At 65.4% G+C, this 26,138-nt stretch carries 27 protein-coding genes; 16 read left to right on the top strand and 11 right to left on the bottom strand.

The features are described 5' to 3' along the window. The first annotated feature begins 2 nt into the window (after positions 1-2). The 4 genes from AB4Z42_RS07865 to AB4Z42_RS07850 all read left to right on the top strand — a co-directional run bounded on the left by AB4Z42_RS07865 (position 3) and on the right by AB4Z42_RS07850 (position 4,094). Positions 3-833 carry a TauD/TfdA dioxygenase family protein gene (locus tag AB4Z42_RS07865; RefSeq protein ID WP_442008560.1) on the top strand — a complete coding sequence of 277 codons (831 nt, stop codon included), beginning with the start codon at positions 3-5 and terminating at the stop codon, positions 831-833. After that, entirely contained in the window at positions 830-1,696 is an 867-nt protein-coding gene (locus AB4Z42_RS07860) for a TIGR03619 family F420-dependent LLM class oxidoreductase (protein ID WP_442008559.1), read from the top strand. Before AB4Z42_RS07865 ends, AB4Z42_RS07860 begins: the two co-directional genes overlap by 4 nt. Continuing rightward, the gene (locus AB4Z42_RS07855) at positions 1,693-2,268 is read left to right on the top strand and encodes a carboxymuconolactone decarboxylase family protein (RefSeq protein WP_442008558.1); all 576 of its coding nucleotides are present in this window, start codon (positions 1,693-1,695) and stop codon (positions 2,266-2,268) included. Before AB4Z42_RS07860 ends, AB4Z42_RS07855 begins: the two co-directional genes overlap by 4 nt. Positions 2,269-2,432: 164 nt before the next feature. Beyond that, complete coding sequence (locus tag AB4Z42_RS07850; RefSeq protein WP_442008881.1) at positions 2,433-4,094, top strand: alpha/beta hydrolase; 1,662 nt, start codon at positions 2,433-2,435, stop codon at positions 4,092-4,094. Between the two features lie 53 nt (positions 4,095-4,147). Here AB4Z42_RS07850 and AB4Z42_RS07845 read toward each other — a convergent pair whose 3' ends face one another. Both AB4Z42_RS07845 and AB4Z42_RS07840 read right to left on the bottom strand, forming a co-directional pair. Further along, positions 4,148-4,654 carry a DUF302 domain-containing protein gene (locus AB4Z42_RS07845; protein WP_442008557.1) on the bottom strand — a complete coding sequence of 169 codons (507 nt, stop codon included), beginning with the start codon at positions 4,652-4,654 and terminating at the stop codon, positions 4,148-4,150. After that, entirely contained in the window at positions 4,641-5,618 is a 978-nt protein-coding gene (locus tag AB4Z42_RS07840) for a nitrilase-related carbon-nitrogen hydrolase (RefSeq protein ID WP_442008556.1), read from the bottom strand. The genes AB4Z42_RS07845 and AB4Z42_RS07840 overlap by 14 nt, the downstream gene beginning before the upstream one ends. A gap of 215 nt (positions 5,619-5,833) precedes the next feature. On the opposite strand from AB4Z42_RS07840, the gene AB4Z42_RS07835 reads away from it, so the two are divergent. Then, positions 5,834-6,424 carry an SDR family oxidoreductase gene (locus AB4Z42_RS07835; RefSeq protein ID WP_442008555.1) on the top strand — a complete coding sequence of 197 codons (591 nt, stop codon included), beginning with the start codon at positions 5,834-5,836 and terminating at the stop codon, positions 6,422-6,424. 4 nt (positions 6,425-6,428) lie between these two features. Then, positions 6,429-6,968 carry a TIGR00730 family Rossman fold protein gene (locus tag AB4Z42_RS07830; RefSeq protein ID WP_442008554.1) on the top strand — a complete coding sequence of 180 codons (540 nt, stop codon included), beginning with the start codon at positions 6,429-6,431 and terminating at the stop codon, positions 6,966-6,968. Here AB4Z42_RS07830 and AB4Z42_RS07825 read toward each other — a convergent pair whose 3' ends face one another. Then, entirely contained in the window at positions 6,969-8,165 is a 1,197-nt protein-coding gene (locus tag AB4Z42_RS07825; RefSeq protein ID WP_442008880.1) for a thiolase family protein, read from the bottom strand. A 59-nt stretch (positions 8,166-8,224) separates the two neighbouring features. Between AB4Z42_RS07825 and AB4Z42_RS07820 the strand changes: the two genes are divergently transcribed. Further along, the gene (locus AB4Z42_RS07820; RefSeq protein ID WP_442008553.1) at positions 8,225-8,662 is read left to right on the top strand and encodes a Zn-ribbon domain-containing OB-fold protein; all 438 of its coding nucleotides are present in this window, start codon (positions 8,225-8,227) and stop codon (positions 8,660-8,662) included. On the opposite strand, the gene AB4Z42_RS07815 is transcribed toward AB4Z42_RS07820, so the two are convergent. Genes AB4Z42_RS07815 through AB4Z42_RS07785 form a run of 7 tightly spaced genes read right to left on the bottom strand, consistent with a single transcriptional unit; the run spans position 8,659 to position 15,363 of the window. Next, the gene (locus AB4Z42_RS07815) at positions 8,659-9,414 is read right to left on the bottom strand and encodes an LLM class F420-dependent oxidoreductase (protein WP_442008879.1); all 756 of its coding nucleotides are present in this window, start codon (positions 9,412-9,414) and stop codon (positions 8,659-8,661) included. The two genes, AB4Z42_RS07820 and AB4Z42_RS07815, sit on opposite strands and share 4 nt — an antisense overlap. 23 nt (positions 9,415-9,437) lie before the next feature. Then, positions 9,438-10,376 carry a R2-like ligand-binding oxidase gene (locus tag AB4Z42_RS07810; protein ID WP_442008552.1) on the bottom strand — a complete coding sequence of 313 codons (939 nt, stop codon included), beginning with the start codon at positions 10,374-10,376 and terminating at the stop codon, positions 9,438-9,440. Positions 10,377-10,406: 30 nt separating this feature from the next. After that, on the bottom strand, positions 10,407-11,099 hold the full coding sequence (locus AB4Z42_RS07805) for a TVP38/TMEM64 family protein (RefSeq protein WP_442008551.1): 693 nt from the start codon (positions 11,097-11,099) through the stop codon (positions 10,407-10,409). A gap of 31 nt (positions 11,100-11,130) precedes the next feature. Then, a complete protein-coding gene (locus AB4Z42_RS07800) occupies positions 11,131-12,099 on the bottom strand; it encodes an LLM class flavin-dependent oxidoreductase (RefSeq protein ID WP_442008550.1) in 969 nt (322 codons plus the stop codon). Positions 12,100-12,112: 13 nt separating this feature from the next. Next, complete coding sequence (locus AB4Z42_RS07795; protein WP_442008549.1) at positions 12,113-12,862, bottom strand: SDR family NAD(P)-dependent oxidoreductase; 750 nt, start codon at positions 12,860-12,862, stop codon at positions 12,113-12,115. Next, positions 12,859-14,103: an alkyl sulfatase dimerization domain-containing protein gene (locus AB4Z42_RS07790; protein WP_442008548.1), complete on the bottom strand. Its 1,245-nt coding sequence runs from the start codon at positions 14,101-14,103 to the stop codon at positions 12,859-12,861. The genes AB4Z42_RS07795 and AB4Z42_RS07790 overlap by 4 nt, the downstream gene beginning before the upstream one ends. Next, a complete protein-coding gene (locus AB4Z42_RS07785) occupies positions 14,104-15,363 on the bottom strand; it encodes a sulfotransferase family protein (RefSeq protein WP_442008878.1) in 1,260 nt (419 codons plus the stop codon). It abuts the gene before it with no gap. Between the two features lie 57 nt (positions 15,364-15,420). On the opposite strand from AB4Z42_RS07785, the gene AB4Z42_RS07780 reads away from it, so the two are divergent. The 6 genes from AB4Z42_RS07780 to AB4Z42_RS07755 all read left to right on the top strand — a co-directional run bounded on the left by AB4Z42_RS07780 (position 15,421) and on the right by AB4Z42_RS07755 (position 21,968). Continuing rightward, positions 15,421-16,305: a helix-turn-helix domain-containing protein gene (locus AB4Z42_RS07780; RefSeq protein WP_442008547.1), complete on the top strand. Its 885-nt coding sequence runs from the start codon at positions 15,421-15,423 to the stop codon at positions 16,303-16,305. 165 nt (positions 16,306-16,470) lie between these two features. Further along, entirely contained in the window at positions 16,471-17,736 is a 1,266-nt protein-coding gene (locus AB4Z42_RS07775; protein ID WP_442008877.1) for an APC family permease, read from the top strand. Positions 17,737-17,760: 24 nt separating this feature from the next. Next, positions 17,761-18,609: an SDR family NAD(P)-dependent oxidoreductase gene (locus AB4Z42_RS07770; protein WP_442008546.1), complete on the top strand. Its 849-nt coding sequence runs from the start codon at positions 17,761-17,763 to the stop codon at positions 18,607-18,609. After that, a complete protein-coding gene (locus AB4Z42_RS07765) occupies positions 18,606-20,153 on the top strand; it encodes an FAD-binding protein (RefSeq protein WP_442008545.1) in 1,548 nt (515 codons plus the stop codon). The genes AB4Z42_RS07770 and AB4Z42_RS07765 overlap by 4 nt, the downstream gene beginning before the upstream one ends. After that, the gene (locus tag AB4Z42_RS07760; RefSeq protein WP_442008544.1) at positions 20,150-21,016 is read left to right on the top strand and encodes an SDR family NAD(P)-dependent oxidoreductase; all 867 of its coding nucleotides are present in this window, start codon (positions 20,150-20,152) and stop codon (positions 21,014-21,016) included. The genes AB4Z42_RS07765 and AB4Z42_RS07760 overlap by 4 nt, the downstream gene beginning before the upstream one ends. Positions 21,017-21,029: 13 nt before the next feature. Next, complete coding sequence (locus AB4Z42_RS07755; protein WP_442008543.1) at positions 21,030-21,968, top strand: TIGR03619 family F420-dependent LLM class oxidoreductase; 939 nt, start codon at positions 21,030-21,032, stop codon at positions 21,966-21,968. A gap of 59 nt (positions 21,969-22,027) precedes the next feature. Here the strand turns inward: AB4Z42_RS07755 and AB4Z42_RS07750 are convergent, their stop codons facing one another. Beyond that, on the bottom strand, positions 22,028-23,602 hold the full coding sequence (locus AB4Z42_RS07750; RefSeq protein ID WP_442008542.1) for a PTS transporter subunit EIIC: 1,575 nt from the start codon (positions 23,600-23,602) through the stop codon (positions 22,028-22,030). A 134-nt stretch (positions 23,603-23,736) separates the two neighbouring features. Between AB4Z42_RS07750 and AB4Z42_RS07745 the strand changes: the two genes are divergently transcribed. The 3 genes from AB4Z42_RS07745 to nagA are packed head-to-tail and all read left to right on the top strand — an operon-like array spanning position 23,737 to position 26,133. Beyond that, positions 23,737-24,207 (top strand): PTS sugar transporter subunit IIA, encoded by a 471-nt coding sequence (locus AB4Z42_RS07745; protein ID WP_442008541.1) that lies wholly within the window; start codon positions 23,737-23,739, stop codon positions 24,205-24,207. Then, positions 24,208-24,993 carry a glucosamine-6-phosphate deaminase gene (gene nagB / locus AB4Z42_RS07740; protein WP_442008540.1) on the top strand — a complete coding sequence of 262 codons (786 nt, stop codon included), beginning with the start codon at positions 24,208-24,210 and terminating at the stop codon, positions 24,991-24,993. Then, positions 24,994-26,133 carry an N-acetylglucosamine-6-phosphate deacetylase gene (nagA, locus tag AB4Z42_RS07735; protein WP_442008539.1) on the top strand — a complete coding sequence of 380 codons (1,140 nt, stop codon included), beginning with the start codon at positions 24,994-24,996 and terminating at the stop codon, positions 26,131-26,133. The last annotated feature ends 5 nt before the right edge of the window (positions 26,134-26,138 follow it).

Below are 26,138 nucleotides of genomic sequence, written 5' to 3'. Positions count from 1 at the left end.
CCATGGGAATCACCTCGGCGCAACTCGACGTCGTCGACCTCACTCCGCGGATCGGCAGCGAGATCAGAACAGATCTCGACACGCTGCTGCGCGGCGACGAGGCACCGAACATTCGCGCGATCCTCGAGCAGCGTGGTGTCGTGTTCTTCCGCGGACTCGACATCAGCGACGATAAACAGGTCGCGATCGCCAAGAGCCTCGGAGCCATCCCGGCGAACGAAGGGGAGAGCGGCATCTACAAGATTTCGCTCGACAAGAACGTGAACCAGCGTGCCGAGTACCTGAAGGGTTCGATGTTCTGGCATTTCGACGGGTCTCTGCAGCCCTACCCGAATCTCGCGACCCTGCTGCGGGCCGTCACATTGTCCGAAACCGGTGGGGAGACAGAATTCTGCAACACGTACGCGGCCTACGACGATCTGCCGCAATCCGATAAGGACCTCATCGCCGATCTTCGTGTGGTCCACAGCGCGGAGAAGTCGCAGTACTACGTCCGCCCCGAGATGAGCTTCGAGGAGATCACGTTCTGGCAGAAGTCTCCGACGAAGGCGTGCCCGATCGTGTGGACGCATCAGTCCGGCCGCAAGTCGCTTCTGCTCGGCGCGACAGCGGATTACGTGATCGGCATGCCGACCGAGGAAAGCCGCGCACTCCTTGCGCGCCTTCGTGACTGGGCCACGCAGCCTCAGTATGTCTACCGTCATGAGTGGATGCCAGGGGATCTTCTGATGTGGGACAACACCGGTACGATGCATCGGGTGCTGGAGTATCCCGTCGACAGTGGACGTCTCATGCATCGCACGATCCTCGCGGGCGAAGAGCCTCTGCAGTGAAAATCGGAATCGCGACGCCGGTGGTCACCAATGTCGGCGGCGCGGCCCTGGCGTGGGAGCGCGATGCGACGATCGAGGACATCGGGAGCGTCGCCGAGGCGGCGGACCGGCTTGGCTACCACCATCTGACGTGCAGCGAGCACATCGGCATACCTTCCTCCGAGGCGGGCAGGCGTGGTGCGCGTTATTGGGATCCGCTGGCCACGTTGGGCTATATCGCGGCCCGTACCGAGCGGATCCGGCTCGCCACCATGACATTGGTGCTCGGATACCACCATCCGCTGGAGATCGTAAAGCGTTACGGGACACTCGATCACGTCAGCAAGGGGCGGGTGATCCTCGGCGTCGGAGTCGGATCGCTGAGGGAGGAGTTCGACCTGATCGGTGCACCGTTCGACGACCGAGGGGCCCGCGGCGACGACGCCCTGCGGGCGCTTCGGGTCGCGCTACCAAGCAATGAACCGGCGTACGAGGGCGAGTTCTATTCCTTCGGCGGTCTCACCGTCGACCCGTGCGCGTTGCAGTCGCACATGCCGATCTGGGTCGGCGGGCGCACGAAACGCTCACTGCGGCGGGCGCTCACGCTCGCCGACGGCTGGTGCCCATTCGGTATATCGGTCGACACCGCCGCCGACTGGCTGAGTGCCCGCGACGTCCCTCCTGGTTTCGAGGTGGTCCTGCCGGCAGAGAAGCCCCTCGATCCGGTGGGCAAGCCGGAGGCAGTCAAGGAGACGCTCGAGAAGATGGCCGCGGCGGGCACGACGACGCTGTTCGCCTATTTCAGTCACGACTCACTCGAGCACTACCTGGAGCAGATACACGCGCTGGCTGAATTGCACGGCCTGAACGGAGCACAGGCATGACGCTGTCGCCCCTGTCGGCCGATGAGTGGGGCGACGACGAGTACGCAGCGGTCGGTGCGCTGTTCGGGATGCCGGGTGAGGATGTGCCGCGCGCCGGTTCCGGCGACGCGCGCGACCCGATGAACTTCGACATCCTCGGGGTGCTGGCCCGTCATCCCGTGATGGCGCGGGAATTCATGACCTACAACGCGTTTCTGCTGCAACGTGGCGAACTGTCCCTGCGCCTGCGCGAGCTGGCGATCCTCCGTGTGGCCCATGCCCGGAGGTCGGTGTTCTTCTGGGGTGAGCACGTCAAGGTCGCCAGTGCGGGCGGCCTTTCCGAAGCAGACATCGCGCGGCTTGCCGCGGGCAACAGCGAATTCGACGGCAACGACCTTCTGGTCCTCGCGGCGACGGACGAACTGCTCGCCGACGGGCGGGCCACGCCACAGACGTGGCAGCGGCTCGTCGACGCGCTCGGCACACATCAGGCGATGGAGCTCATTTTCGTCGTCGGCACGTACGCAATGCTGGCGATGGCCTGCGACACCTGGGGTCTGGTGCCGCCGGCGGGTAGCGCCCAGCTTCCTTAGACTGACGGACCCGACGACGACCAGCGCGGGTGCGGTGTGTCGCAGATCCACTACAGTCGCCTCAATCAACTGATGAAGGGCGGCGATGCCGTGCTGCGCAGGTGCACGATCTGCTGGTCGGTTCCGTCGTCAAGGCAACCGCAGTGACCCTATCGCCGACGTCCGTGGCGGACCGCTCGCGCCCTTTCGCCCAACGACTCCGCGGCTGCGTGCACACTCTTCATCCCGTCGGGTTGGCGTTTGCACTGCTGTTCTTCGCTTGGTCGATGAGCCCTTCACTGCTGCCTCGGGCTTGGTACCTGCAAGGGGTCGCCGCAGGTATCAGCGCTGCATTCGGCTACGGGTTGGGCTGTGGAATCGCATGGGTCGTAAGGTGGTGCGGCGTCAGCCCGGCATGGACGCAGCGGACACGGACCATTGGATGGCGCGCGTTGGCATTGGTAGCCCTCCTTGCCGTGCCTGCCTTCCTTGTACTGGGATCCTGGTGGCAGCAGATTCTTCGTGACCTGATCGGTGTGCCGCGCGTGCAGCGCTCCTTCTACATCCTGGTGCTGCTCATTGCGATCGTCATCGCGCTGGCGCTGCGCGGGGCCGGGCGAGGTTTGCGGGTTCTCACCGCCTGGCTGACGGCAAAGGGCCGAGGCGTTGTGCCCGGGCCGATCGCCCGGCTCGCAGCGGTTGTGATCGTTACAGCGCTGGTGGTGGTTGTGCTTGACGGCGCACTGCAGCGTGGCCTGCTCAGTTTGGCTGAACGTTCCGCCGAGGTTGCCGATAAAAGCACCGCCGAAGGCGTCACACAACCAAAGGCAGCAGAACGCTCCGGCTCGCCGGCGTCGCGAGAAGCCTGGGACAGTCTGGGCCGCGAGGGACGTACTTTCGTCGCGGATGGTCCGACCGCCCAACAGATCTCGGAGGTGACGGGGTCGGCCGCAAGCACCCCGATCCGCGTGTATGCAGGCCGGGAATCCGCGGACAGCGTCGAGGGCGTCGCTGAAGAAGTGGTGGCCGAGCTTGAACGCACCCACGCCTTTGACCGCAAAGCGCTGGCCGTGGTGACCACGACAGGCCGCGGCTGGGTCAACCCGAACGTGGCGGCCGCCTTCGAGTACGTCAACGGTGGTGACACCGCGATCGCGTCGATGCAGTACTCGTTTTTGCCCAGCGCACTGTCCTTTTTAGCCGACCGCGAGACTCCGCAGCTGGCCGGCCAGGCGTTGTTCGAAGCGGTGTACCGGGTATGGGCGGCCCGGCCCGAAGAGCGCCGACCGAAGCTCGTAGTGTTCGGGGAGAGCCTGGGATCCTTTGGCGGACAGGCGGCATTCGCCTCTGGGGCGGACATCGTCAGCCGCACCGATGGTGCATTGCTTGTGGGCACGCCCAACTTTGCGCAGCCGTGGGGGCAAATCACCGCCAAACGCGATCTTGGGTCATTGGAGCGGCTGCCGATCGTTGACGAGGGCCGTAGCATCCGATTCGCTTCGCGCGCCACCGATGTCGATCTCCCCGGGCGATGGGTGTCTCCGCGGGTGGTGTTCTGGCAACACGGCAGTGACCCGATCACCTGGTGGTCGTTCGATCTCCTGCTGCACCGCCCGGACTGGCTTCGTGAACCACTTGGACCCGATGTGTATCAGGGGATCCGGTGGCTGCCCTTCGTGACGTTCTGGCAGGTAACCCTGGACATGATCTTTTCCGCCGACGTTCCTTACGGATACGGACACGCCTTCGGCCCCGACGCTGCTGAACTCTGGGTAGACATCCTCGACCCGCCGGGCTGGGATCCGGTCAAGACGCAACGGATTCACGACGCGATCGCGAACAGGTAATCGTCGTCGTTGATTACGACCGAGCCGCGCGACGAGACCCTTTGTCGGCTGACTTAACCCGCCGTCACCTTGGTGGCCAGTGCTTCCAGCTTGGCGTCGAGATCGCGAGCCGCTGTCAGTAGCGGTGGATTCGGTTCCACGACCATCAGCGATGACGGCACGACGTACGTCAGCGCGCTTGTGCCGTTCTCCTCCTCGGTCAGCAGGAGTTCGACTGGCGCGAACAGACCTGCGGTCACATCGTGACGGATCATCGTGATCGCGATCAGCGGGTTTCCGATGATCAGCCGGAGCACCTCACGATGGATACCGGTCTTGGCGATCCACCCTCCGTGGTTCAACGAGGCGAACAACATGAAACCGCTTGGCCCGACGTGGGATTGCACCTCATGCTCGTAGGAATCCCAGTCCGCGTACACCTTTGCGATGTCGTCGATGGGCACAGGGTCGTGGCCGACGTCGGCGAGCACGGCGTCGACGAGACCGTCGAAACTCTTGGTGCTGCCGAATCGTAGGCGGACCCCGTTGAACGGAATCGTTCGCGGCTCAGATACGGACATGGTTTTCCTCCTCGATGGCGATGAGCTCGTGGTGGTCGTGAAGTTCGTGGGTGTATGAAGCCGGAGTGCGATCGATCAGCAGGCTGAGCAGTTCCGGCCTGGCGTAGTGACCGCGGCCATCCATCTTCGTCTTGCGTTGGTCGATCACGGTGAAGTCCAGATCGGCGATCACTTCGCCCTCGCCGGAAACCAAGGGCTCACCCAGCAATTCGCCGTGCGGTGACACGATCGCGGTGAACGAGCCGCCGGAGATCGGACCGATCGGGGAGCCGGTGTCGGCCATGATCCGCGCCTGCTGATCGGCGTCCAGCCAGCCGGTGGCATTGACGACGAAGGTGCCGGATTCGAGTGCGTGATTGCGGATGCTGATCTCCGTCTGCTTGGCGAACAGCGGCCCGCCGAACGATCCGGGCCACATCGCCGAGTGGATCTGCTCGCCATCGGCGATCAGCGCATAGCGCGCCAGCGGGTTGTAATGCTCCCAGCATGCCAACTGCCCGATGCGTCCCACGGCGCTGTCGACGGCCCGCAGTCCAGATCCGTCGCCCTGGCCCCAGATCATCCGTTCGTGATAGGTGGGCGTGATCTTGCGCCGACGCTGCAAAAGTGTTCCGTCGGCGTCGAACAGCAGTTGCGTGTTGAATAGGCTGCGTCCGTCGCGCTCGTTCACACCGATGGAGACGACCATCTCGGCTGCGCGGGCGGCTTCGGCGATCGCGTCCGTCGCTGGCGACCCGATCGTCACCGCCTGATCGAGCAGCCGGAGATGCTCGATGCCCATCTCGAACGGTCGCTGGACGAACGAGAAGTACGGGTAGTACGGCACGATCGTCTCGGGAAAGGTCGCGAACTGGACGCCGCGCTCGCCGAGCTCGGCGATCTTGGCGACAACCTTTTCAACCGTTCCGTCCCGGCTGTAGAGCACCGGACTGATCTGTACTGCTGCTGCTCTGACAACGGTCATGGCCTTCACCTTTCACGCGGATGGTTCTCAGCACGTGCAAGCGCCCGATGGCCCGGCCTATTCCTGAGTTTAGTCAGCCATACCCAGAATAACCAGGGCATTTTCAATGGCCCAGGAACGTCGGGTGAAAATGGACCGCGACGGGAGGCCAATCGTGGGTAGCGTCAGAGTTGCAACTGGACTTGGTCCAGATCAAGTGAGAGAAGGACGAAGTGATGACCAAGCGCATCTTCCTGGCTGGGGCCACTGGCGTCATCGGTCGCAGGCTCGTGCCCCTGTTGGTCGAGACCGGCCACACCGTCGGTGCGATGACGCGGTCGCCGGAGAACGCGGAGTGGCTCGCCGCGCTCGGCGCTGAACCGATCGTCTGCGATGTCTTCGATCGCGCCGGCCTCGCGAGCGCCGTCAAGGCGTTCTCGCCCGATGTGGTGCTGCACGAGCTGACGGACCTCCCCGACGCGTTCGAGGATCTCCCGACGGCGGAGACGCACAATGCCCGTATTCGCGAGGAGGGCACGCGCAACCTCATCGATGCGATGGGCGGTTTGGCTCAGGCCAGGATCGTGGCCCAGAGCATCGCTTGGGCATCGGGTTCCAAACGAGGCGATGACGCCGTGGCCTACCTGGAGAAGGCGGTACTCGAGGTGAGCGGCATCGTGCTTCGCTACGGCGCGTTCTACGGCCCGGGCACCTACTACGAAGGCGAATTGCCTTCGGCGCCAAGGGTCCACATCGATACTGCCGCCGCGCGGACGGTCGAGGTGCTCGGCGCGCCATCGGGCGTCCTGACCATCGTCGACGACTGAGCCGATGAACGTCTGCGTCTTCCTGTCCGCCTCCGACCTCGACGAGCGATACACCCGTCCCGCTCGCGACCTCGCCCAACGCCTGGGCAAGGCCGGCCACACCCTGGTATGGGGTGGATCCGATACCGGTCTGATGAAGGTCGTCGCCGACGGCGTGCAGGAGACTGGAGGGCGACTCATCGGGATATCGGTGGACTTCTTGCGAGAGTGGGCGAGAGGGGACGCCGACGAGATGGTGTTCGCCGACAATCTCGCGATGCGCAAGGCATTGCTGGTGGCGAGATCCGAGGCCGTCGTGGTGATGGCAGGCGGCCTCGGGACACTCGACGAGGCGACCGATATTCTCGAGCAGCGCAAGCACGGTTTGCACGACAAACCGGTGGTGTTGCTGAACATGGCGGGTTTCTACGACGGGTTGGTGCGCCAGCTGCGTCGGATGGAGGAGGACGGGTTCCTGCCGGTGCCCCTCGACGATATGATCTTCGTCACCGACGACGGTGCAACGGCGATCGCGTATCTGGAAGACGTTGTCGTGCCGGGTTGATCAGCAGGTGAGCACCATGCAGCCGGCGATCGGACCGCCGCCTGCCGCGGCGACAGCCACCTCGGGCCGTCGAGCGAGTTGACGGTCGCCGGCCTGCCCGCGCAACTGCAGGCACGCCTCGTGCAACAGCCAGTAACCGTGCAGGCGCCCCGCGGACAACTGTCCGCCGTACGTGTTCAGCGGTAGGTCACCGTCGAGCGCGATCCGCGTCGCGCCCTCGACGAACGGACCGGCTTCGCCCTGTCCGCAGAACCCCAGCGCCTCCAACCACGCGAACGTGAGAAATGTGAAGCCGTCATAGATTTCGGCCACATCCACATCGGACGGGGTCAGATCGGTGCGCGACCACATCTCTGCTGAGGCTTCGCTGGACGCCATCTTCGGGAAATCGTCGCGATGGAACCATCCACCCGATCCGTAGGCTCCGCCGACCGCCTCGATCTTCACGGCCGGATTCGGGCAGTCCGTCGCGTAGTCGGCATGCGAAACCACCATGGCGATGGCGCCGTCGACCGGGATATCGCAATCCAGAAGTCCGAACGGCGTCGAAATCGGACGTGCTGCCAGGTAGTCGCCCATGGTCAGCGGGTCACGGAACGCCGCGCGAGAGTTGAGGCCGGCATTGCGCCTGCTGTTGATCGCGAGCCAGCCCAGCTGCTCCTTGGTCGTTCCGTACAGCTCCATATGCCGCTGGCAATGCATCGCCACCCAGTTCGCCGCCGAGTACGAATGGGCAGCGAGCAGCGCGTCGATGTCCTCGAACGGTTTGAGCTTCCTGCGTGTCCCCGGCAACCGAGGCTCGACCGGTGGGCTGGCAAGCGGCGCGAGGAGCGGCGACGCATTCTCCGAACCCGTCATCGCACCGCCCAGCATCTGCACCGTCCGGTAGACGAGTACATGGCGCGCCCGCTTTTCGGCCACGGCGACAAGCGCCGACATGAACGGGGTGAGCACCCCGCCGGTGCCGAATCCAACGCCGACATCGCTGGCCTGATTACCAAGGGCATCAACGACTTCGGAGGGCAAGGTGTCGCCGAAGGTCGCAATGCCGTCGATGTCGTCGGGGGTCAGTCCGGCGTCGTCGATCGCTGCCCGCACCGCCTCCATGGTCAGCTCCAGACCGGGAATCCCGGTCCGTCGACCGACACGCGATATACCGAGGCCACTGACGATCGTGTCTTTCTCGAAGTAGCTCACCGGCGCACCCATCCATCTATTTTTGTAATGACAGCCGTTAGGAATGTACTTTGCTTCTCATGTCCGACGAAGCCCCACCCGTGCTCCCAGCCCGCATGCTGCCCGCACTCGACGACCACAATCGGGCGTTCTGGACCGGGGGAGCCGACGGGCAATTACTCATCGCCTACTGCGCAGGATGCGGCAAGTGGGTGGACCCACCCGCGGCCGACTGCCCCGACTGTGACGGTCCGGTTGAAGCACGTCCGGTCTCAGGCCGCGGGACCGTCTTCACCTACACGGTCAATCACCAGCCCTTCAACCCCGCAGTCCCCGTGCCGTACGTGATCGCGATCGTCGAGTTGGAAGAGCAGGACGGCCTGCGCATCGCGACGAATATCGTTGACTGCGAACCGGACTCGGTCCACGTCGGCCTGCCCGTCGAGGTGCGCTTCGAACGGCAGAACGCCGGCGATGAAAGCGTCTACATGCCGGTCTTCGTGCCGCGGACCGACTAGCGGGCCGCCACCAGGCGTTCCACCTCGCGCAGATCGTATGGCGCGCGCAAGCCGAGAATCAGGTGCTGCGCACCCGCGTCGGCAAGCGACTGCATGAGATCCCGATCCGCCCGTTCGATCCACACGGTGCGCTCGATCTCCACGGGGTCCCTGCCGATTTCGGCGCACCACCGGTCGATGACGGCATTCTTGGCGCGAATCGTCTCGGCGTCTCCGTAGCCATTCCACATGTCCGCGTACTGCGCCACCAGGCGCAGCGTCCTGCGCTCGCCGTTGCCTCCGACCAGGATCGGCAAGCGGCCCATGGGTCCCGGCTGCAGCAGGCCGAGCCGGCGACGTATGCGCGGTAACGCCTCGGCGAGAACGTCCTGTCGTTGACCCGGCGTGCGGACGGGATAGCCGTATTCGATCTCGTCCTTGTCCATCCAGCCCGAACCGATGCCGAGCACCGCGCGCCCGCCCGACAGGTGATCCACCGTGCGTGCCATATCGGCGAGCAGGTCCGGATTGCGGTAGCAGCCACCGGTCACCAACATCCCGACCTGGGTGACGCGTGAGGTCGTGACAGCCATCGCGGAAAGGATCTGCCAGCCCTCGAAATGTGCCTCCTTCGCCGCGCCGTACAGCGGCGGGAAGAAGTGGTCCCACGTCCACAGGCTGTCGACGCCGAGCTCGTCGACGCCCTGCCAACCCACCCTCAGGGCGGCCATGGTGGTGTTCTGCGGATGTATCTGGACGCCGACCTTCACCAGCGAAGTGTGTCAGGCAAGTGGAATCAGGCGGAGGCCGCCAGAGTTTTCTCGTCTTCCTCGGCGAACGTGTCCTCCAACTGCACCGGCGAGTAGTCGACATCGATCTCGGCCAGTGCGCGGCCCCGCGCACTACTGATGGTTCCGAGCCGCCGCATCCCCTTATCGGTGGCGTACGCCGTGAACTCGTCCATGGTGAAGTTGAACGGGATCTCGTCGTAGAGGGCGAAAGCATCGTCGGTGTTACGCAAGGCCAACGGGATGAGCTCTGCCATCTGCTTCTCGAAGACATCCCAGTTGGCATCGTCGGCAGCGACGTGGCGCCGGCATGTGAAGGTGCCCCACGCCATATGGCGACGCTCGTCATCCCCGATGCGCCGTACCAGTTCCTGCATGCCGGGAAGAATGTTGTTGTCCACGCAAATGCGGTGCCACGCATAGTATCCCGTGAGCGCCATCATTCCCTCGATGATGTGGTTGTACGTCGCCGATGCTCTGATCTGGGCGGCAGGTGAGGGATCTTCCGCCAGTGCGCTGAGTGATTTCGGAAGCTCTTCGTAGAACATTTGCCGGTAGGACGGAAGATCGTCGAGGTAATGCTGCAGGTCACCCGTCATCCCGACCGCGTCGAGCCACATACGGAACACCTGCGTGTGCTTGGCCTCTTCGAATGCGAACTGCGTCAGGTACATCTCATCGCCGAGGCGACCTTCGGCGCGCATGGCCGTCATGAACGGCTGGATGTCCTGGGTTACCGCCTCCTCGCCGGCGATGAACTGCGCGCACAGCCGGGTAGCCCAGTCCCTTTCGAGGTCCGATAACCCCTCCCAGTCGGCCCGGTCGCGCGAGAAGTCGATGTCGGCGGGATCCCAGAATTTTGCGTTACCCCCGGCGAACAGCTTTAACGGCAGGCTGTCCCAGTTGAGCCCCCCGGCGGCGAGTGAATGTGAGTGGTTCCTGGTCATGGTCCGACTCTAGTGTGACTGCAGTCACAGTCAACTGGACGTCGAGCGTGCGCGCCATTTCCGGTAGCCGTGATGAGTGGCGAACGCACCGATGACGGCGGTGATGCACCAGATCCCGATGGCCACATAGGCCAGCGGCGAGGACAGGTTCCCGATCGACGCCCCCAGCGAGGTGTAGACGAAGGCCCGCGGCACCGATCCGATGAATGCGCCAACGGCCATCTGCCACAACGGAACGCCGAACGCGCCGAACGCATAGGAGGCGAGTGCGTCCGAGACGCCGGGGATGAACCGCTGCCCGACGACCGCCCACAGCCCCCGCCGCTCGATGAAACCGTCCAGCCGGTCGGCGCGCTCGGCCCCGAGCAGTTCGCGTGCGCTGTTGCGTCCCGCGCGGCGACCGATCAGGCTGGCGACGACCGCCGTACCGACGGTCGCGCCCAGCGTGACGAACAGTCCGAGCACAGGCCCGAACAGCACGCCACTGCCTGCCGCGAGGATCGGCCCCGGGACGAAGATGGCTCCGAGCAGGGCGGACACCACAACGTATGCGACCGGTGCGGCGGGACCGGTGGCGGCGACCGCCGCGCGTACGGCCTCGACGTCGATGACTCGGGCAATCGCCACCAGGTAGAAGAGGCCGAGCAGGAACACCACGACAATAGCGAGCCGCACGATATGGCGCCGCCGCGATGTGGGTGGGGAATCGTCGATGTCGGACATGCTGAACCCGATTGTGCCCGCTGACGCTCCGTCACTGCCTTTTCAGAGCGGGCAGCACCACATCGGTCAGCAGCTGGACGGACTTCCAGGCCTCCTCGATCGGCATCGCGCCGACAAGCGGGTGCAGCACGACGTGATCGCCCGGGTTCTCTTTCACGTCGGCGATCAACTGCTCGGGCGACATGAAGCGGTACCTGCCTGCGGCCTTGACGTCCTCGAGGGTTTCGATCTTCTCGGCGCCGTGCATGAACGAGTGCACCTCACCACCGCCCCATCCCGAGTAGACGCGGGCTTCCCATAGGTAGTGCTCGCCGAGTTCTGCCCACGCCCGGTCGGGGTCTTCGTGCAGGAACACCATGCCGCGACTGCGCGGCGGCGGCATGACGACCACCGGTTTGTGCCCGGCATCGGCACACAGTTCGCGGTAGTAGTCGGCGAGTTCGGGCAGGTGGCTGGGCAGGTTGAGCGGTAGGCCGAACCTGGCGGCGCGCCTTGCGGTGGCGCGGACACTGCCACCGACGAACACCGTGGGGTGGGGGCGCGTCAGCGGGCCGGGGGTGAAGTCGGCCGACGACCACAGTGACATCAGCGTTTCGAGGAGATCGTCCATCAGTCGGCCGCGGTCCTCGAACGGCGTTCCGAACAACTCGTATTCCACGCGCCGGTATCCCAGCCCCAGCGTGACGATCAGCCGCCCGCCACCGATGGTGTCCGCGAGGGCGATGTCTTCGGCGAGTCGCACGGGGTGCCACAGCGGCCCTAACGCGCAGTCAACGCTGGCGACGAGGTGCTCGGTGCGGGCCAGCAGAACCGCGGCGGACATGATCGGATTGGAGCTCCAGCCGTGTCCGCTCTGGTGGTGCTCGTCGAAGCTGACGGCGCTCACACCCCGTGTTTCCGACCAGGAACTGAGTTCCAGCGCGGCCCGTATCCGGTCTCCGCGCGCCGCCGGGTCATCCTGCGGTGCAGCGAAATTGAAACGCAGGATGGCCATCGTCATCGATACGCCTCGTTCATTGGCTGGTGGAGGCGCCGTCGACGATGAACAGCGCGCCGCTGGTATAGGAACTCTGCTCGGTGCACAGAAAGGCGATCGTCGACGCGACGTCGATAGGAGTGCCCAAGCGGCCCAGCGGGATTCGGGCCAGTTCGGCGTCGATGATCTCCGGCACCGTCTGGGCGAGTTCGGTCATCGGCGTATCGATGACGCCGGGGACCACCGCGTTCACCCGGATGCCGCGCGGTGCCCACTTCACCGCGAGATTGTGGGTGAGGCCGGCGATACCTGCCTTGGCCGCGCCGTAGCCGGGCACCATGGTCACCGCCCGCAGTGCCGACAACGACGAAAGGAAGACCACACTCGCGCCGCCGGGAACGGTCGACGCTGCCAGTGCCTTGCGCAGCCCGGAGGTCAAGCGGTACGGCGCCGTGAGGTTCAGCGCCACCGACGCCTCGAAACCGTCGGGCTCGGCTTCGTTGAGCCCGCCGGGGAAATTCGCACCGGCATTGTTGACCAATACATCGAGTGTGCTTGTCGCCGCGACCAACTCGTCGATCGAGGTCTTGTCGGTGAGGATGAGCTGGCGATAGGTCAGCCCGGTGAGGTCGGTGTCGTACTCGCCGGGGCCGGCCTTCGTGCCGGTGATGGTCACCGTCGCGCCGGCGTCGCGGAACAACAGCGCGGTGGCGTGGCCGATTCCGCTGGTGCCGCCGGTGATCAGCACATCGGTGCCGGTGAAATCGAAGGTGGCGCACGCGGTCATGAGTACTCCCCGATTTTCTTTCTCAGCCAGGCGGATTCCCAGAAGTTCGTGCTGGCGGCAAGCAGGTCCTCGTGGGCGGCCCTGAGCACGGCCCGGGCGGCCGTGTGTGCCGGGTCGGCGTGGACGACCGATTCCGCGAGATGGACCGCGTGCACCGGACGTTTGGCCGCGAGGTGTTCCTCGGCCCGCGCTACGACTCGATCGGCGCCGGCGAGGTCGACGAAATCGGCGGTGAGCTCGGCGGGCCCGACGTCGTAAAGCTCAGTGGTGGAGCGGTGGTGGAACCAGCCGGAGTAGTTCTCCCAGATGGCCCGCACGTCCCAGGGCACCTTGCCGTAGCCCTGGCCGACCTCGAGTTCGGCGGGCAGTGTGATCTCACGCATCAAGGTGTGGACGTCCTTGCCCGCGTTCATACCTTCCACGGTCCGGTCGTGGAGATAGGCGATCGCATCGCGCAGACGGGTCAGTTCGGCGTCGATGCGGTCGGCGCCGCGGATCGGGTCGAAGTGCCCCGTGATGAGGACCTCGGGCCGTAGCTCGCGGACCCGCTCGATCGACGCGATGGTGGTCAGTGGGTCGCGGTACCGGTCGCCGCGCATCGTGACGAAGTTCGGGATGTGGCCGAAAACCGGGCCGAAGGTGTTCCCGCACAGGCATACCCGTTCTTCGGGTAACCAGACGACCATCGAGTCGGTCGTTTCGCCGCCGGGGGTCGCCAACAGTTCGATGGTGCGTTCCCCCACGGCCAACACGAGAGAGTCGTCGACTTCGACGTCGGCGGAGTGTGCGGACTGGGCGGGTAGTCGCTTCCCGAATCGCTGCTGGATCGCGGCGATGCCGTTGGCGAGTTTGTCGGCGAACGCGAAGGCGCTGTTATCGGCGCGGTAGGACAGCAGGCGTTCGTTGTCGTCGCGCCAGTGGCGCCAGTTGGCCTGCGCCACCACCTGGGTTTGCGGGTCGCGCATCGTGTCGAGGCCGCCGACATGGTCGTAGTGGCCCTGCGTGATGATGATGTACCGGATGGGGGAGGAGTCGACGGCGTCGAAATTGGCGCGGTGGACCTGGCTTTCGAATCCCATCCCGGTGTTGACGACGACGCGGCCATCGGCGGTGGTCAGCAGATAGGTGTTCGACAGTCCGGGCGAGCACCAGATGCCCGTCGCGACTTCCTCAGCGCGTTCGGCCGCCGCCGGGGCGAGGGCGTCGGCACTCGGACGACTGCGGTAGATCGGTTCGCTCACCTAGTGTCCTTCGGGTTGGACGTCGAATCGTTCGAAGTAGAAGGCGAATCGCGAGCGTAGTTCGTCCGGAGACACCCCGAAGTGCCTTTGCAACTCATAGCGCACCGATCCATGCTTGCCCCGCGGATTGCCGTCCAGATATCCCTGGAATGCCCTGCGGACCTTGGATGTCAGCTCGACACCTGCGCGTGCGTAGAGGTCGTCCAGCAGGTCGAACTCGTGACCGTTGAGATGGTGAAAGCCGATGTCGACACTGCGCTCGGTTGGCACCAGGTCGCGGTCGCGCACACATCCGCGCAGCAGCCGCTCGACGCGGTCGGCCCAGTAGTCCAGAAGCCACCGCGGTTCGATGCTCCGACGCCGCAGCCGGTCGGAGTAGGCCATCATCGTGATCGCGGATTGGATCACCGCGACGGGATCGCGGTGCGTGAAAGCGACGGTCGCGTCGGGAAACGTCGCCGTGAGCGCGGCGAGTTGTTCGCAATGCTGTGGTGACTTCAGTACCCACGTGCGGGGACCCCGCAGGAACGTCAACGCCTGCAGCACCTTCTTCATGTACGCGTAGTGCCGGGTCTGATCGAGGCCGAGGTAGAAGTCTCGCCAGTCCGGTACGCGGGCGTGCCATTCCAGGACGTACCCGGCGAAGTCCAGGTCGAGGATCTCGACCTCTTCTTCGATCGCCTCGGGGAAGCGGTCGTGCATGGCCGCCGTCGCCGGGGCACTGACCATCATCGCGTCGTGCTCGTTCTTGGCGCGGGTGTACCGCGGGTCGACACCGTGGACATCGGGGCCCTGGCCCGGAATCGGCAGCGGCTCTTGGCTTTCCCAGTACGGCAGGGCGCGTCGCCGCGGATCGGCGGCCAGGAGGTTGACCAGGTGCGTCGTTCCCGAGCGGGGCATCCCGACCACGATGAACGGCTTCTCGATCGGAATGGATTCGATCTCAGGATGGCGCTTGAGCAGTTCGGTCAGGGACAACCTGTTGCGCAGCAACCGCACCATGCGCTGGCGCAACGTCCCGCGGATGAGCTGGGTCAGCCCGTCGTCGCCCTCGATCGCCCCGGCATAGGCGGCGACGCGAGTCCAGAAGCCGTCATCGGGCGCGAAGTCGTCGACCCCGGCTGCGGCGACGGCCTCGGCGACGATGTGCTCGATGGCGAGGTCGACGTGGCGGCTCTCGGTGTGCTCGAGAATCTGCCGCTGTGTTTCGGTCAGTTGCGGCGAGGTCAGGTCGTCGAAGCTGAGTTCAGCTGTGCCCATCGCCGGTCCCCGGATCGTCATTGCCTGATTCGAATATTCGACATACTGTTCGATATTGTGACGCTGAACGTAGACGGTGGACGCAAAGGCCGTCAAGTGCCCTCCCCGCCGACCGAACGCGTGGTCATGGTGATGCAACTGCTGGCCGGCGACCCGGAACGGAGCTTCTCGCTGGCGGACATCTCCCGAAGCCTCGGTATCAGCCGCGCCACCGGTCACGCGATTTTGGCCACTCTCGTGCACCACCGCTGGGTCATCCGGCATGAACCGTCTGCGAGCTACTCGTGGGGTCCGGCCATCGGCGCCCTTGCCAGTCCGACGCACGACCGGAAATTCCGACCCCTCCTGGACGGCCTGTCTCAAACCGTTGGCGCGCAGGTGTTCTTGGCTCGTCGTGAGGGCGCGACTCTGGTGGTGACGGATTCGGTCGGGGACTCGGTCGCCGCCCCGCCCGTCGCCGCAGGCCTGCGCCTGCCGCTGGTGGCCCCGTTCGGGCGCGACTATGTGGCGTGGGCGGGCGACAAGGCCATCAAGGCGTGGCTCGCCGGAATCGGTGAACCGTCGACCGGGTTGCGCAGGCGGCTCACCGCTGTCCTGGCCGAGGTGCGTGAGCGTGGCTACGTGGTGGAACGGCTGAGTCGCGAGTACGTCCGCGTGTATACGGCGCTGCGCGCGCTGGCGGCCGAGGGTGAGCCAGATGAGATCACCGCACGGTTGGCCGGGGCGTTCGCCGATCTGGCGCTGGTGGATTACCTGCCAGGAGAACTCGACCGCGGCTCCGACCATCAGATCGCAACCATCTCAGCGCCCGTCAGGGACTCCGACGGTGTGGTGTCGATGTCGGTCACCGCCGCACCGTTTCGCACTCTCGGCGCCAAGGAGATCCGCAGGATCGGCGCCGCGGTGTGCGATGTCGCCGCCCGGGTCGAGGAGCGCGACTAAACGCCCCGCACGCGTTTGGACTGTCCTCGGTGCGTCAAAGCTTGCGCAGTGACAGGTGAAACGGGACAGCGCGGATCCACGCCTGCGGCAACGCAAGCGCAGACCGGTGACAGCGACGTCGACGAGGGCAAACTGAAGCGGAAGATCACCGGACCGCTTCTGTTCATGTTCATCCTGGGTGATGTGCTGGGAGCGGGGATCTACGCGCTAATGGGTGTGTTGTCCGAGGATGTGGGCGGGATGCTGTGGGCACCGCTAGTCGCAGCCCTGCTCCTCGCGCTGCTCACGGCGGGGTCCTATGCAGAACTGGTCACCAAATTTCCCAAGGCCGGTGGTGCCGCGGTTTTCGCCGAGCGTGCCTACCGAAAGCCGGTTGTGTCGTTTCTTGTCGGCTTCTGCATGCTCGCCGCTGGGATAACGAGCGCCGCCGGACTCGCACTGGCATTCGCCGGCGACTATCTCGCCACCTTCGTCGACATTCCGGCGATCCCTGCTGCCATTGCCTTCCTGGCTCTGGTTGCATGCCTCAACGCCCGAGGCATCAGCGAATCGGTCAAGAGCAATGTCGTGATGACGGCCATTGAGCTGACGGGTTTGCTCATCGTCATCGTCGCAGTGTCGATCATGGTCGGCGGCGGCCGTGGTGACGCCAGTCGCGCCGTCCAACTCCCGGATGGCGCGACACCGGCTATCGCAATCCTGGCCGGCGCGATCGTCGCGTATTACTCGTTCGTGGGCTTCGAGACGTCGGCCAATGTCGCCGAAGAGATTCGCAACCCGAGCAAGGTTTATCCCACTGCGCTCTTCGGCGCGCTCATCACCGCGGGTGTCCTCTATGCCATGGTGGGCATCGCCAGCGCAACGGCGCTGCCGTCGAGCGAACTGTCCGAGTCGTCGGGGCCGCTGCTGGCCGTCGTCGCGGCGTCCGGCGTCGGTATCCCGGACTGGTTGTTCAGTGCCATCGCGCTTGTCGCCGTTGCCAATGGCGCGCTCCTGACCATGATCATGTCGAGCCGGCTTGCATACGGCATGGCCGAGCACGGGCTGCTTCCCGGTGTCCTGAGCAGGGTGCTGCCGCAGCGACGAACGCCGTGGGTCGCAATCGTGGCGACGACGGTGGTGGCGATGCTGCTCACTCTGGTCGGCGACCTGGCGACGCTCGCAGAGACCGTTGTCCTGCTGTTGTTGATCGTCTTCATCTCGACAAACGTCGCCGTGCTGGTCTTGCGCCGCGACACGGTCGAGCATCCGCACTTCCGGGTGTGGACGTTCGTGCCGGTGCTCGGCGTGGCGTCGTGCGTGGTCCTGCTCACCCAACAGAGCGCCAAAGTGTGGCTTTTCGCGGCCCTCCTGTTGGCCGTGGGTGCGGTGCTCTACTTTTCGGCGCGCACGGCAACGCGACGCACGGCTGCAAAGTCACCCACCGAATAGGCCGAGCCGATAGTGTCCGTCGCCATGACGGGTGACGGGGTCCCGCGGATCGACGACTGGAATCGTCTCCTCGACGGACGGGTCGCGGTCGTCACCGGCGGCGGTGACGGCATCGGCGCCGGTATCGCCCGGCTGTTCGCGCAGCACGGCGCACTCGTGGAGGTCGCCGAGGTCGACAGGGAACGCGCGGACCGCATCCGCGACGAGGTGACGGGAGCCGGCGGATCGATCCGTTCCCATGTCGTCGACGTCACCGCCGATGACGATGTCGCACGGTTTGCCGACGCTGTGCTCGCCGAACACGGTCGCGTCGACGTACTGATCAACAACGTCGGCGACTATCGGCCCCTGGTGCCGTTCGACCACTCGACACCGGAATCATGGCAGCAGCAGTACGACATCAACCTGCGCCACGTCTTCGCCGTCACCCGCGCCTTCGTTCCGTCGATGATCGATGCCCATCGCGGCAGCATCGTGACCGTGCATTCGGTGGAGGGCATGCGGGGCTACCCCAAGGATCCGGTGTACGGGGCCATGAAGGCCGCGGCAGCGCATTTCACGACCTGCCTCGCCGTCGATCTCGGCAGGCACGGCATCCGGGTCAACGGCATCGGGACCGATCTTGCGCAGACGCCGCAGGTCGATTATCTGACGGGTTATCAGGACGTCGACGAGCTGTGGGCGTCATGGGCGCCCGTGGGCCGGGTCGGCTGGCCGGAGGACCAGGCCCGCGTCGCGTTGTTTCTGGCATCGGATCAGTCCGCATTCGTCACCGGCCACAACATTCCCGTCGACGGGGGTACCAAAGCCGGTGGGGGATGGCTCTTCTCGCCGCGGGAGGGCCGCTTCGTCAACAGATCGAGGAACCTGTGACCACTGCAGACAATGCCGATGAAACCGTAGACGTCCTGGTTGCCGGCAGCGCCGGCGCTCTTGCGGGCGCGTACACCGCGGCACGCGAGGGACTTTCGGTGGCCATCGTCGAAGCGACCGACCAGTTCGGCGGGACGTTCGCCTACTCCGGGGGCGGCGGCGTGTGGTACCCCTGCAATCCCGTCCTGGTTCGTGCGGGCGTCGACGACACCGTTGACGAAGCACTGCGCTACTACCGCGCCGTCGTGGGGGACCGCACCTCGGCCGAACTCCAGGAGACGTATGTGCGAGGGGGCGCGGGCCTGATCGAGTACCTCGAGGCCGACGAACACTTCGCGTTCAAGATCCTGCCGTGGCCGGACTACTACAGCTCGGTCCCCGGTGCACGCAACGACGGTATGCGCCATACCGTCTCGAAGGCGGTGCCGGACGACCGGCTCGGCCGGTTCCAGGGAAAGGTCCGTGGGCCGCTGGACCACGAACGCCTTGGCGCGCCACAGCCCGACCTGCTCACCGGTGGCCGCGCGGTGGTGGGTCGATTCCTGTGGGCGATGGCCGACAACCCCGCCGTAGCCGCCTACCTGAACACCAGGCTGGTCGAGTTGGTTGTCGAGGACGGCCGGGTCACCGGCGGGGTGGTCGAATCCGAAGGACAGCGACGAACGATCAGGGCGCGCCGAGGCGTGCTGTTGGCGGCGGGCGGCTTCGAGCAGAACGATGAGATGCGAGCCGAATACGGTGTTCCGGGAACGGCATCGGGCACCATGGGTGCACCGGGCAACATCGGCCTGGCGCACAAGGCGGCCATCGCCGTGGGTGCGAGCACCGACCTGATGGACCAGGCATGGTGGTCGCCGGGCCTCATTCATCCCGACGGACGTGCCGTATTCGCCTTGTGCTTCACCGGCGGCATCTTCGTCGACACGAAGGGGCGCCGGTTCGTCAACGAGTCGGCAGCCTACGACCGTCTTGGCCGTGAGATCCTGCGTGCGGTACGAGACGGCACCGTCGGCACGCCGTATTGGATGGTCTACGACAGCCGTGCCGGGGAACAACCACCGGTCATGGCACCCAACGTCTCGTTCTCCCCGACAAGCGAGTACGAGTCCGCCGGACTGTGGGTGCAGGCGGACACCTTGGAGGGGCTCGCACGCGAGATCGGCGTTCCAGAGGCGAATCTCGTGGAGACCGTGCGCCGCTTCAATGAACTCGCCGCGCGCGGTGAGGACGAGGACTTCAGTCGCGGGCGGGAATCCTTCGACCGTGCATTCACCGGTGGGGCGTCACCGCTGGTGCCGATCGACACGCCGCCGTTTCGGGCCGCGGCGTTCGGCACCTCGGATCTGGGCACCAAGGGCGGACTGCGCACGGACGTCGATGCGCGTGTGCTCGATGCCGACGGCCGGCCGATCCCCGGCCTGTATGCGGCGGGGAACACGATGGCCGCGGTGTCCGGTGAGACCTACCCCGGCGGCGGCAACCCGATCGGGGCGTCGCTGTTGTTCAGTCACCGTGCGGCACTGCACATGGCGGCATCACGATGAGCGGTGTGCTGGACGGCAAGGTCGCCGTCGTCACCGGAACCAGTCGCGGCGTCGGCGTCGGCATCGCCCATGAACTCCTGCGTGCCGGTGCCACGGTCATCGGCTGCTCCCGTTCAGCACTGGACGCCATACCCGGCACCTCCGACAATCCGGACTGGGCGTCACGCTCGTCTCAAATGGTCTGCGATCAAGGCGATCTGCACTCGATCGACGCCTTCATCGCCGAGGTGGTCGCTTCGCATGGACGGCTGGACATCCTGGTCAACAATGCGGGCGGGACGGTCCCCGCCCCACACGTCGAGGACATTCCCGAACTGGTCACCCGGATCCAGGGAGCGCCGCGAAGCGACGACGACTACGAACGCACGGCGTTGTTCCACCAGTTCGCCATCCAGATGAACCTGATCAGTCCAATGTGGTTCGCGATCCGCGCAAGCCGCCAGATGCTCACCCAGGATGGCACGGGCTGCATCATCAATATCTCCAGCGGCGCGGGTCATCCGGCCGGGTCGCCGACGCTGGTCTCCTACGGAGCGGCCAAGAGCGGGCTCAACCACCTCACCCGGTCACTGGCTCAGGAATGGGGGCCGAAGGTCCGGGTGAACTGTATTGCGTTGGGTCCCACGATCACCGAGAACTTCCGATCGTTCGTCCTGCCGAAGGATGATCCGACCGGCAGCACCTACTTCGCCGCGGTGCCGATGCGCAGGGGTGGGGAACCGGACGAGGTCGGGCGCGTCTGCGTGTTCCTGGCTTCGGGTGCAGCCGATTTCGTCAACGGCACGACCATCGAGGCCGACGGCGGCATGCTGCCCGGCATCCTCTACGACGCAGGGCTCAAGACCATCACCGACCTGCTGTAGTGACGGAGACGATATGACGACGCGCAAGCCTGAACTTTCGCTCTACTTGGCGACATTCAGCGACGCTCCGCACCACGACTGGCGTGCGACGCTGGACTTGGCCCGGTCGATGGATGCGGCCGGCGTGGACCGGCTTGTGGTGTCCGATCATCTCGTGTTCGGCGAGAACCTCGACGCGTACTCAGATCCGTCGATCGGCGGGCAGGCAGGCGGTAAGCAACCGACCGGGCCCGACGGTGCCTGGCTTGAACCGCTGACGGTCCTCACTGCGATCGCCGCCACCACGACGCGCATCAGGCTTGGCACCGCGATTCTGCTTGCCGCTCTGCGGCGCCCCGCCGTGCTGGCCAAGCAGCTGGCCACGCTGGACGTGTTGTCGGAAGGTCGGGTGGACCTGGGGGTCGGAGTTGGTTGGCAGCGCGAGGAGTACGAGGCCGTCGGGCTCTCCTTCGAGGACCGCGGGCAGCTGCTCAATCACACGCTCGAGGTCTGTCAGACATTGTGGACACAGCAGCGCGCGTCGTATCAATCCGCCGAGTTGACGTTCGACGGCATTCACCAGATGCCCAAGCCGGTGCAGCCAGGCGGTGTCCCGGTGTGGATCAGCGGCACCGTCAACAACGCGGTGGCGCGCAGGATCGCGCGCTTTGGAAGCGGCTGGATCCCATGGGGTTCGGCGTATGCGGATCTCCCCGGCGCAATCGCGGCCATGAAGGGCAAGGTGCGCGAGTTCGGCGGCGATCCGACCGATCTCCAGGTTCAAGGCGTCGCACGCGTTGTGAAGGCCGACGACGGATCGATTGACTACGACGCTTCTGCGGCAGCAGTTCCCGCGCTCGTCGCCGCCGGTGTCACCGATATCCGGTTCCCAGCGTCGCTGACCGTGGAACACGAACGGGCGCTTGAGATCCTGTCGCCGCTTGTCAGCGCGTTCCGGGACGTCACGCGCTAGCACCATGCGATTTGTGTGCGTTTCGGAGCGCTTACCGCTCCGAAACGCACACAACTCGCCTAGAGGATCTCGTTGATGTCGTTCTTCAACGCCTCGGCGTCGGTGCCGAACACTGCTTGAACACTGTTGCCGACCTCGATGACCCCCGCGGCGCCGAGGCTCTTCAGGCGGGACGGATCCACCTTGTCCTTATCGGATACGTCCACCCGCAGGCGGGTGATACAGGCGTCGACGTTGATGAGGTTTTCCCGTCCACCGAACGCCGCGATGACCTGTTCGGCCTTGCTGTCCGTACGCGCGGGTGCGGTCAGCGTCGCGGCCGTGCCACTGCCTGAAACGGCGGTCGCCGAGTCGGCGCCCTCGCCGAGGTTGGCCTGCTGCTCAGCCTCGAACTCGCTCTCGGGCTCGCGTCCGGGCGTTCGCAGGTTCCACTTCGTGATCGCGAACCGGAACAAGGCGTAGTAGAGGATGAAGAAGAACACGCCCATGCCGATCAGCAGCGGAATGTTCTTCGCGGCAGGCGCGGTGCCGTAGAGCAGCAGGTCGATGAGCCCGGCCGAGAACGAGAAGCCCAGGTGTATGTCGAGCAGGTAGGCGATGGCCAGGGACAGCCCGGTGAGCAACGCGTGGATCACGTAGAGCGGGAACGCCACGAACATGAACGCGAACTCGAGCGGTTCTGTCACCCCGGTCAGGAACGCGGTCAGGGCCGCCGCCGACAGAATGCCGACCGCGACCTTGCGCTGCTTCTTGTTCGCCACATGGATCATGGCCAGCGCGGCGGCAGGCAGGCCGAACATCAGAATGGGGTAGAAACCCGATGTGAGGATGCCTGCGGTCGGATCACCTGCGGCGAACCGGGGGAGTTCGCCGGTCACCGCTTCACCACCCGGGGGCTGATAGTCGCCGTAGAGGAACCAGATGTACGAGTTGGGGATGTGGTGCAGACCGAGCGGGATCAGCATGCGGTTGGCGAACCCGTAGACGAAGGCGCCCAATGCACCCGCACCGCCGATGAACTCGCCGAGGCTGGTTAGTCCCGCGTCGAAGATCGGATAGAAGTAACTCATCGCGAAGGCGATGAACAGGCTGGCCAGTGACACCACAATCGGAACGAACCGCCTGCCCCCGAAGAAGCCGAGGTAGGAGGGCAGCTTGATGGTGTGATAGCGGTCGAAAAGCCATGCCGTTACCAGGCCGATCACGATCCCGGCGAAGACGCTGTAGTTGATCTGCGCCTGCTCGCCCGCCTTATCCACCTCGCCGGCAAGGACGATCGGCGACATGGTCTTGAAGACCGCCTCCATCACGAGGTAGCCGACGACAGCGGACAGTGCGGTGGAACCATCCGCCTTCCTGGCGAAACCGATCGCCACACCCACGGCGAACAGCAGGGCCAAGTTGCTGAACAATGCGTCGCCCGCCGCGCTCATCGCCTTGAAGAAATCGCCGATGACGGGGGTCTCGATCCTGCCCAGCAGGTCGGGCTGACCGAGCCGCAGCAGGATGCCCGCCGCGGGCAGTACCGCGATCGGCAGCATGAGGCTCTTGCCCAGCCGCTGCAACTGCGCGAAGCCGGGGAATCTCAGTCCTGATTTCCCTTGTACTTCAGCAGGTTTCGCTGTGTCACTCATGTGGGGTGACCTCCTCGCCATAGCGGACCGAGCCGTTCGAAGCCCAGCGGAAGCTTAAAGGAAACCCCGAAGTCCAGCCTCTCTTTCCGGCACGCTCGTATTGTGGGTGCCCACGAGCAGAATGGAGTCTCGACGTGAGTACGACGCAGGTCTTCGCGCCGGTCGGCGGTCGTGCGGTGCCGCTCGCGGACGTCCCCGATCCGGTGTTCTCGGCGGGGATGGTGGGCCATGGCGCCGCTGTGGACCCTCCACACGAGGTGGTCGATGCGGTCGCCCCGGTTACCGGGAAACTCTTGAAACTGATGCCACACGCCTTCATCGTCATGACGCCGGAGAACGTCGGCGTGCTGGTCCACCTCGGGTTGGACACGGTCCAACTGAAGGGCGACGGCTTCACGTCGCATGTGAGCCAGGGCGACGACGTCACGGCCGGCCAGGTCGTCATCACGTACGACGTCGCGTCCGTCGTGGCCAGAGGACTCAATCCCATCGTTCCGGTGGTCGTGATGGATGAACGCGAGGCGGGGAACATCGTGCCGTCCGAAGCCGTCCTGGAGGGCGCGCAGATTCCGTCGGGCGCAGACCTTTTCATCGCGAACAAGTAAATGGAAGTCATCATCCTGGCCGACGCCGACGAGATCGGGAGTGTCGGCGCCGATGCGATCGCCGCATTGCTTGCCCGCACGCCGGAGGCGGTGCTGGGCCTGGCCACCGGATCGTCGCCGCTGGCGATCTATGACGAACTCACGCGGCGTTGTCGGACGGGGTCGGTGACGTTTCGACAGGCTCGCGGATTCACCCTCGACGAGTACGTCGGGCTGCCCGCCGATCACCCTCAGCGGTACCGCAACGTCATCGACGAGGTGCTGGTCTCCAAGGTCGACTTCGCGCCCGGCGCCGTCCAGGGGCCCGACGGTCTCGCCTCCGACATCCCGGCCGCGTGCGCAGGGTACGAGACCGCGATCCGCGACGCGGGCGGTGTCGATCTGCAGATACTCGGCATCGGCACCGACGGGCACATCGCGTTCAACGAACCCGGTTCCTCGTTGGGCTCACGGACTCGAATCAAGACGCTGACCAGGCAGACCCGGATGGACAACGCGCGATTCTTCGGCGGCGACGTCGACGCGGTGCCGACGCACTGCCTGACGCAGGGGCTCGCGACCATCATGGAGTCGCGGCACCTGATTCTGGTGGCGTCGGGACGCGGTAAGGCCGAGGCCGTGCACCAACTGGTGGAGGGCCCGATCAGCGCGCTGTGGCCCGCGACGATTCTGCAACTGCACCCGCACGTCACGGTGCTGCTCGACGAGGCGGCGGCGCGTCGGCTTCAGCTAGTGGACTACTACCGCGAGACGTACCGTTCGAAACCGGATTGGCAGGGCATCTGAGTGCTGCTGACCGCCGAAACGCTGCTCACGGGCCGAGAGCTGTTGCGGCCCGGATGGATTGAGGTATCAAACGGCCGCATCGATGCGATAGGCGATGGGGCGCCGCCGCATCCGGCGGATCGAGATCTCGGAGCGGTGACGATGGTGCCGGGGTTTGTCGACACCCACGTGCACGGCGGGGGAGGGACGAATTTCTCTGCTGCGGAGCACGCCGAAACCGTCACCGCCGCCGACTTCCACCGCAGGCACGGCACCACGACGCTGGTCGCCTCGTTGGTCACTGCGGCGCCGGACGAGTTACTGCGACAGATAACGGGATTGGCGGACCATGTGCGCGCCGGTGTGATCGACGGAATCCATCTGGAGGGTCCCTGGCTGTCCACGCTGCGGTGCGGTGCACATGATCCGGGCCTGATGCGTGACCCAGACCCATCGGAGATCGCCGGTGTTCTGGATGCGGCCGACGGCGCTGTTCGCATGATCACCATCGCTCCCGAGCTCGAAGGTGCCATCTCGGCCGTCAGGCAGGTTGTCGCGGCCGGTGTGGTCGCCGCCGTCGGCCACACTGACGGAACCTATGAGCAGACCCGGGCGGCGATTGACGCGGGCGCGACGGTGGGCACCCACCTGTTCAACGCGATGCGCCCGATCAACACCCGCGAGCCCGGCCCGGTCATCGCGCTGCTTGAGGACTCACGGGTGACTGTCGAGCTGATCACCGACGGCGTTCACGTCGATCCTGCCCTGTACCGACATGTCACGCGCAGCGCAGGACCCGACCGGGTGTCGTTGGTGACCGACGCGATTTCAGCGGCCGGTATGCCCGACGGCGCCTATGCGCTCGGCCCCTTGGGGGTCGATGTGGCCGACGGCGTCGCACATGTCGCTGGAACGCAGACCATCGCGGGCAGCACCGCAACCATGGACCACCAGTTCCGCTTCGCCGTGAAGCACAGCCACCTTCCGCGAGACGAGGCGCTGCTGGTCGCGGTGCGTCAGGGGTCGATCAACCCTGCCCGCGCGCTTGGGCTGCCGGCTGATGGGCTCGTTCCCGGGGGTGCCGCCGATCTGGTGATACTGGATGCGGATCTGGCTGTGACCGGCGTGCTGCGTCGCGGATCGTGGGTGTTGGCTCCGTAGCTGGC

The organism is Mycobacterium sp. 2YAF39 (assembly GCF_052114565.1).
Classification (GTDB): domain Bacteria; phylum Actinomycetota; class Actinomycetes; order Mycobacteriales; family Mycobacteriaceae; genus Mycobacterium.
Note: the sequence above shows the minus strand (reverse complement) of the source record. Positions and strands in the feature narration are given on the sequence as shown.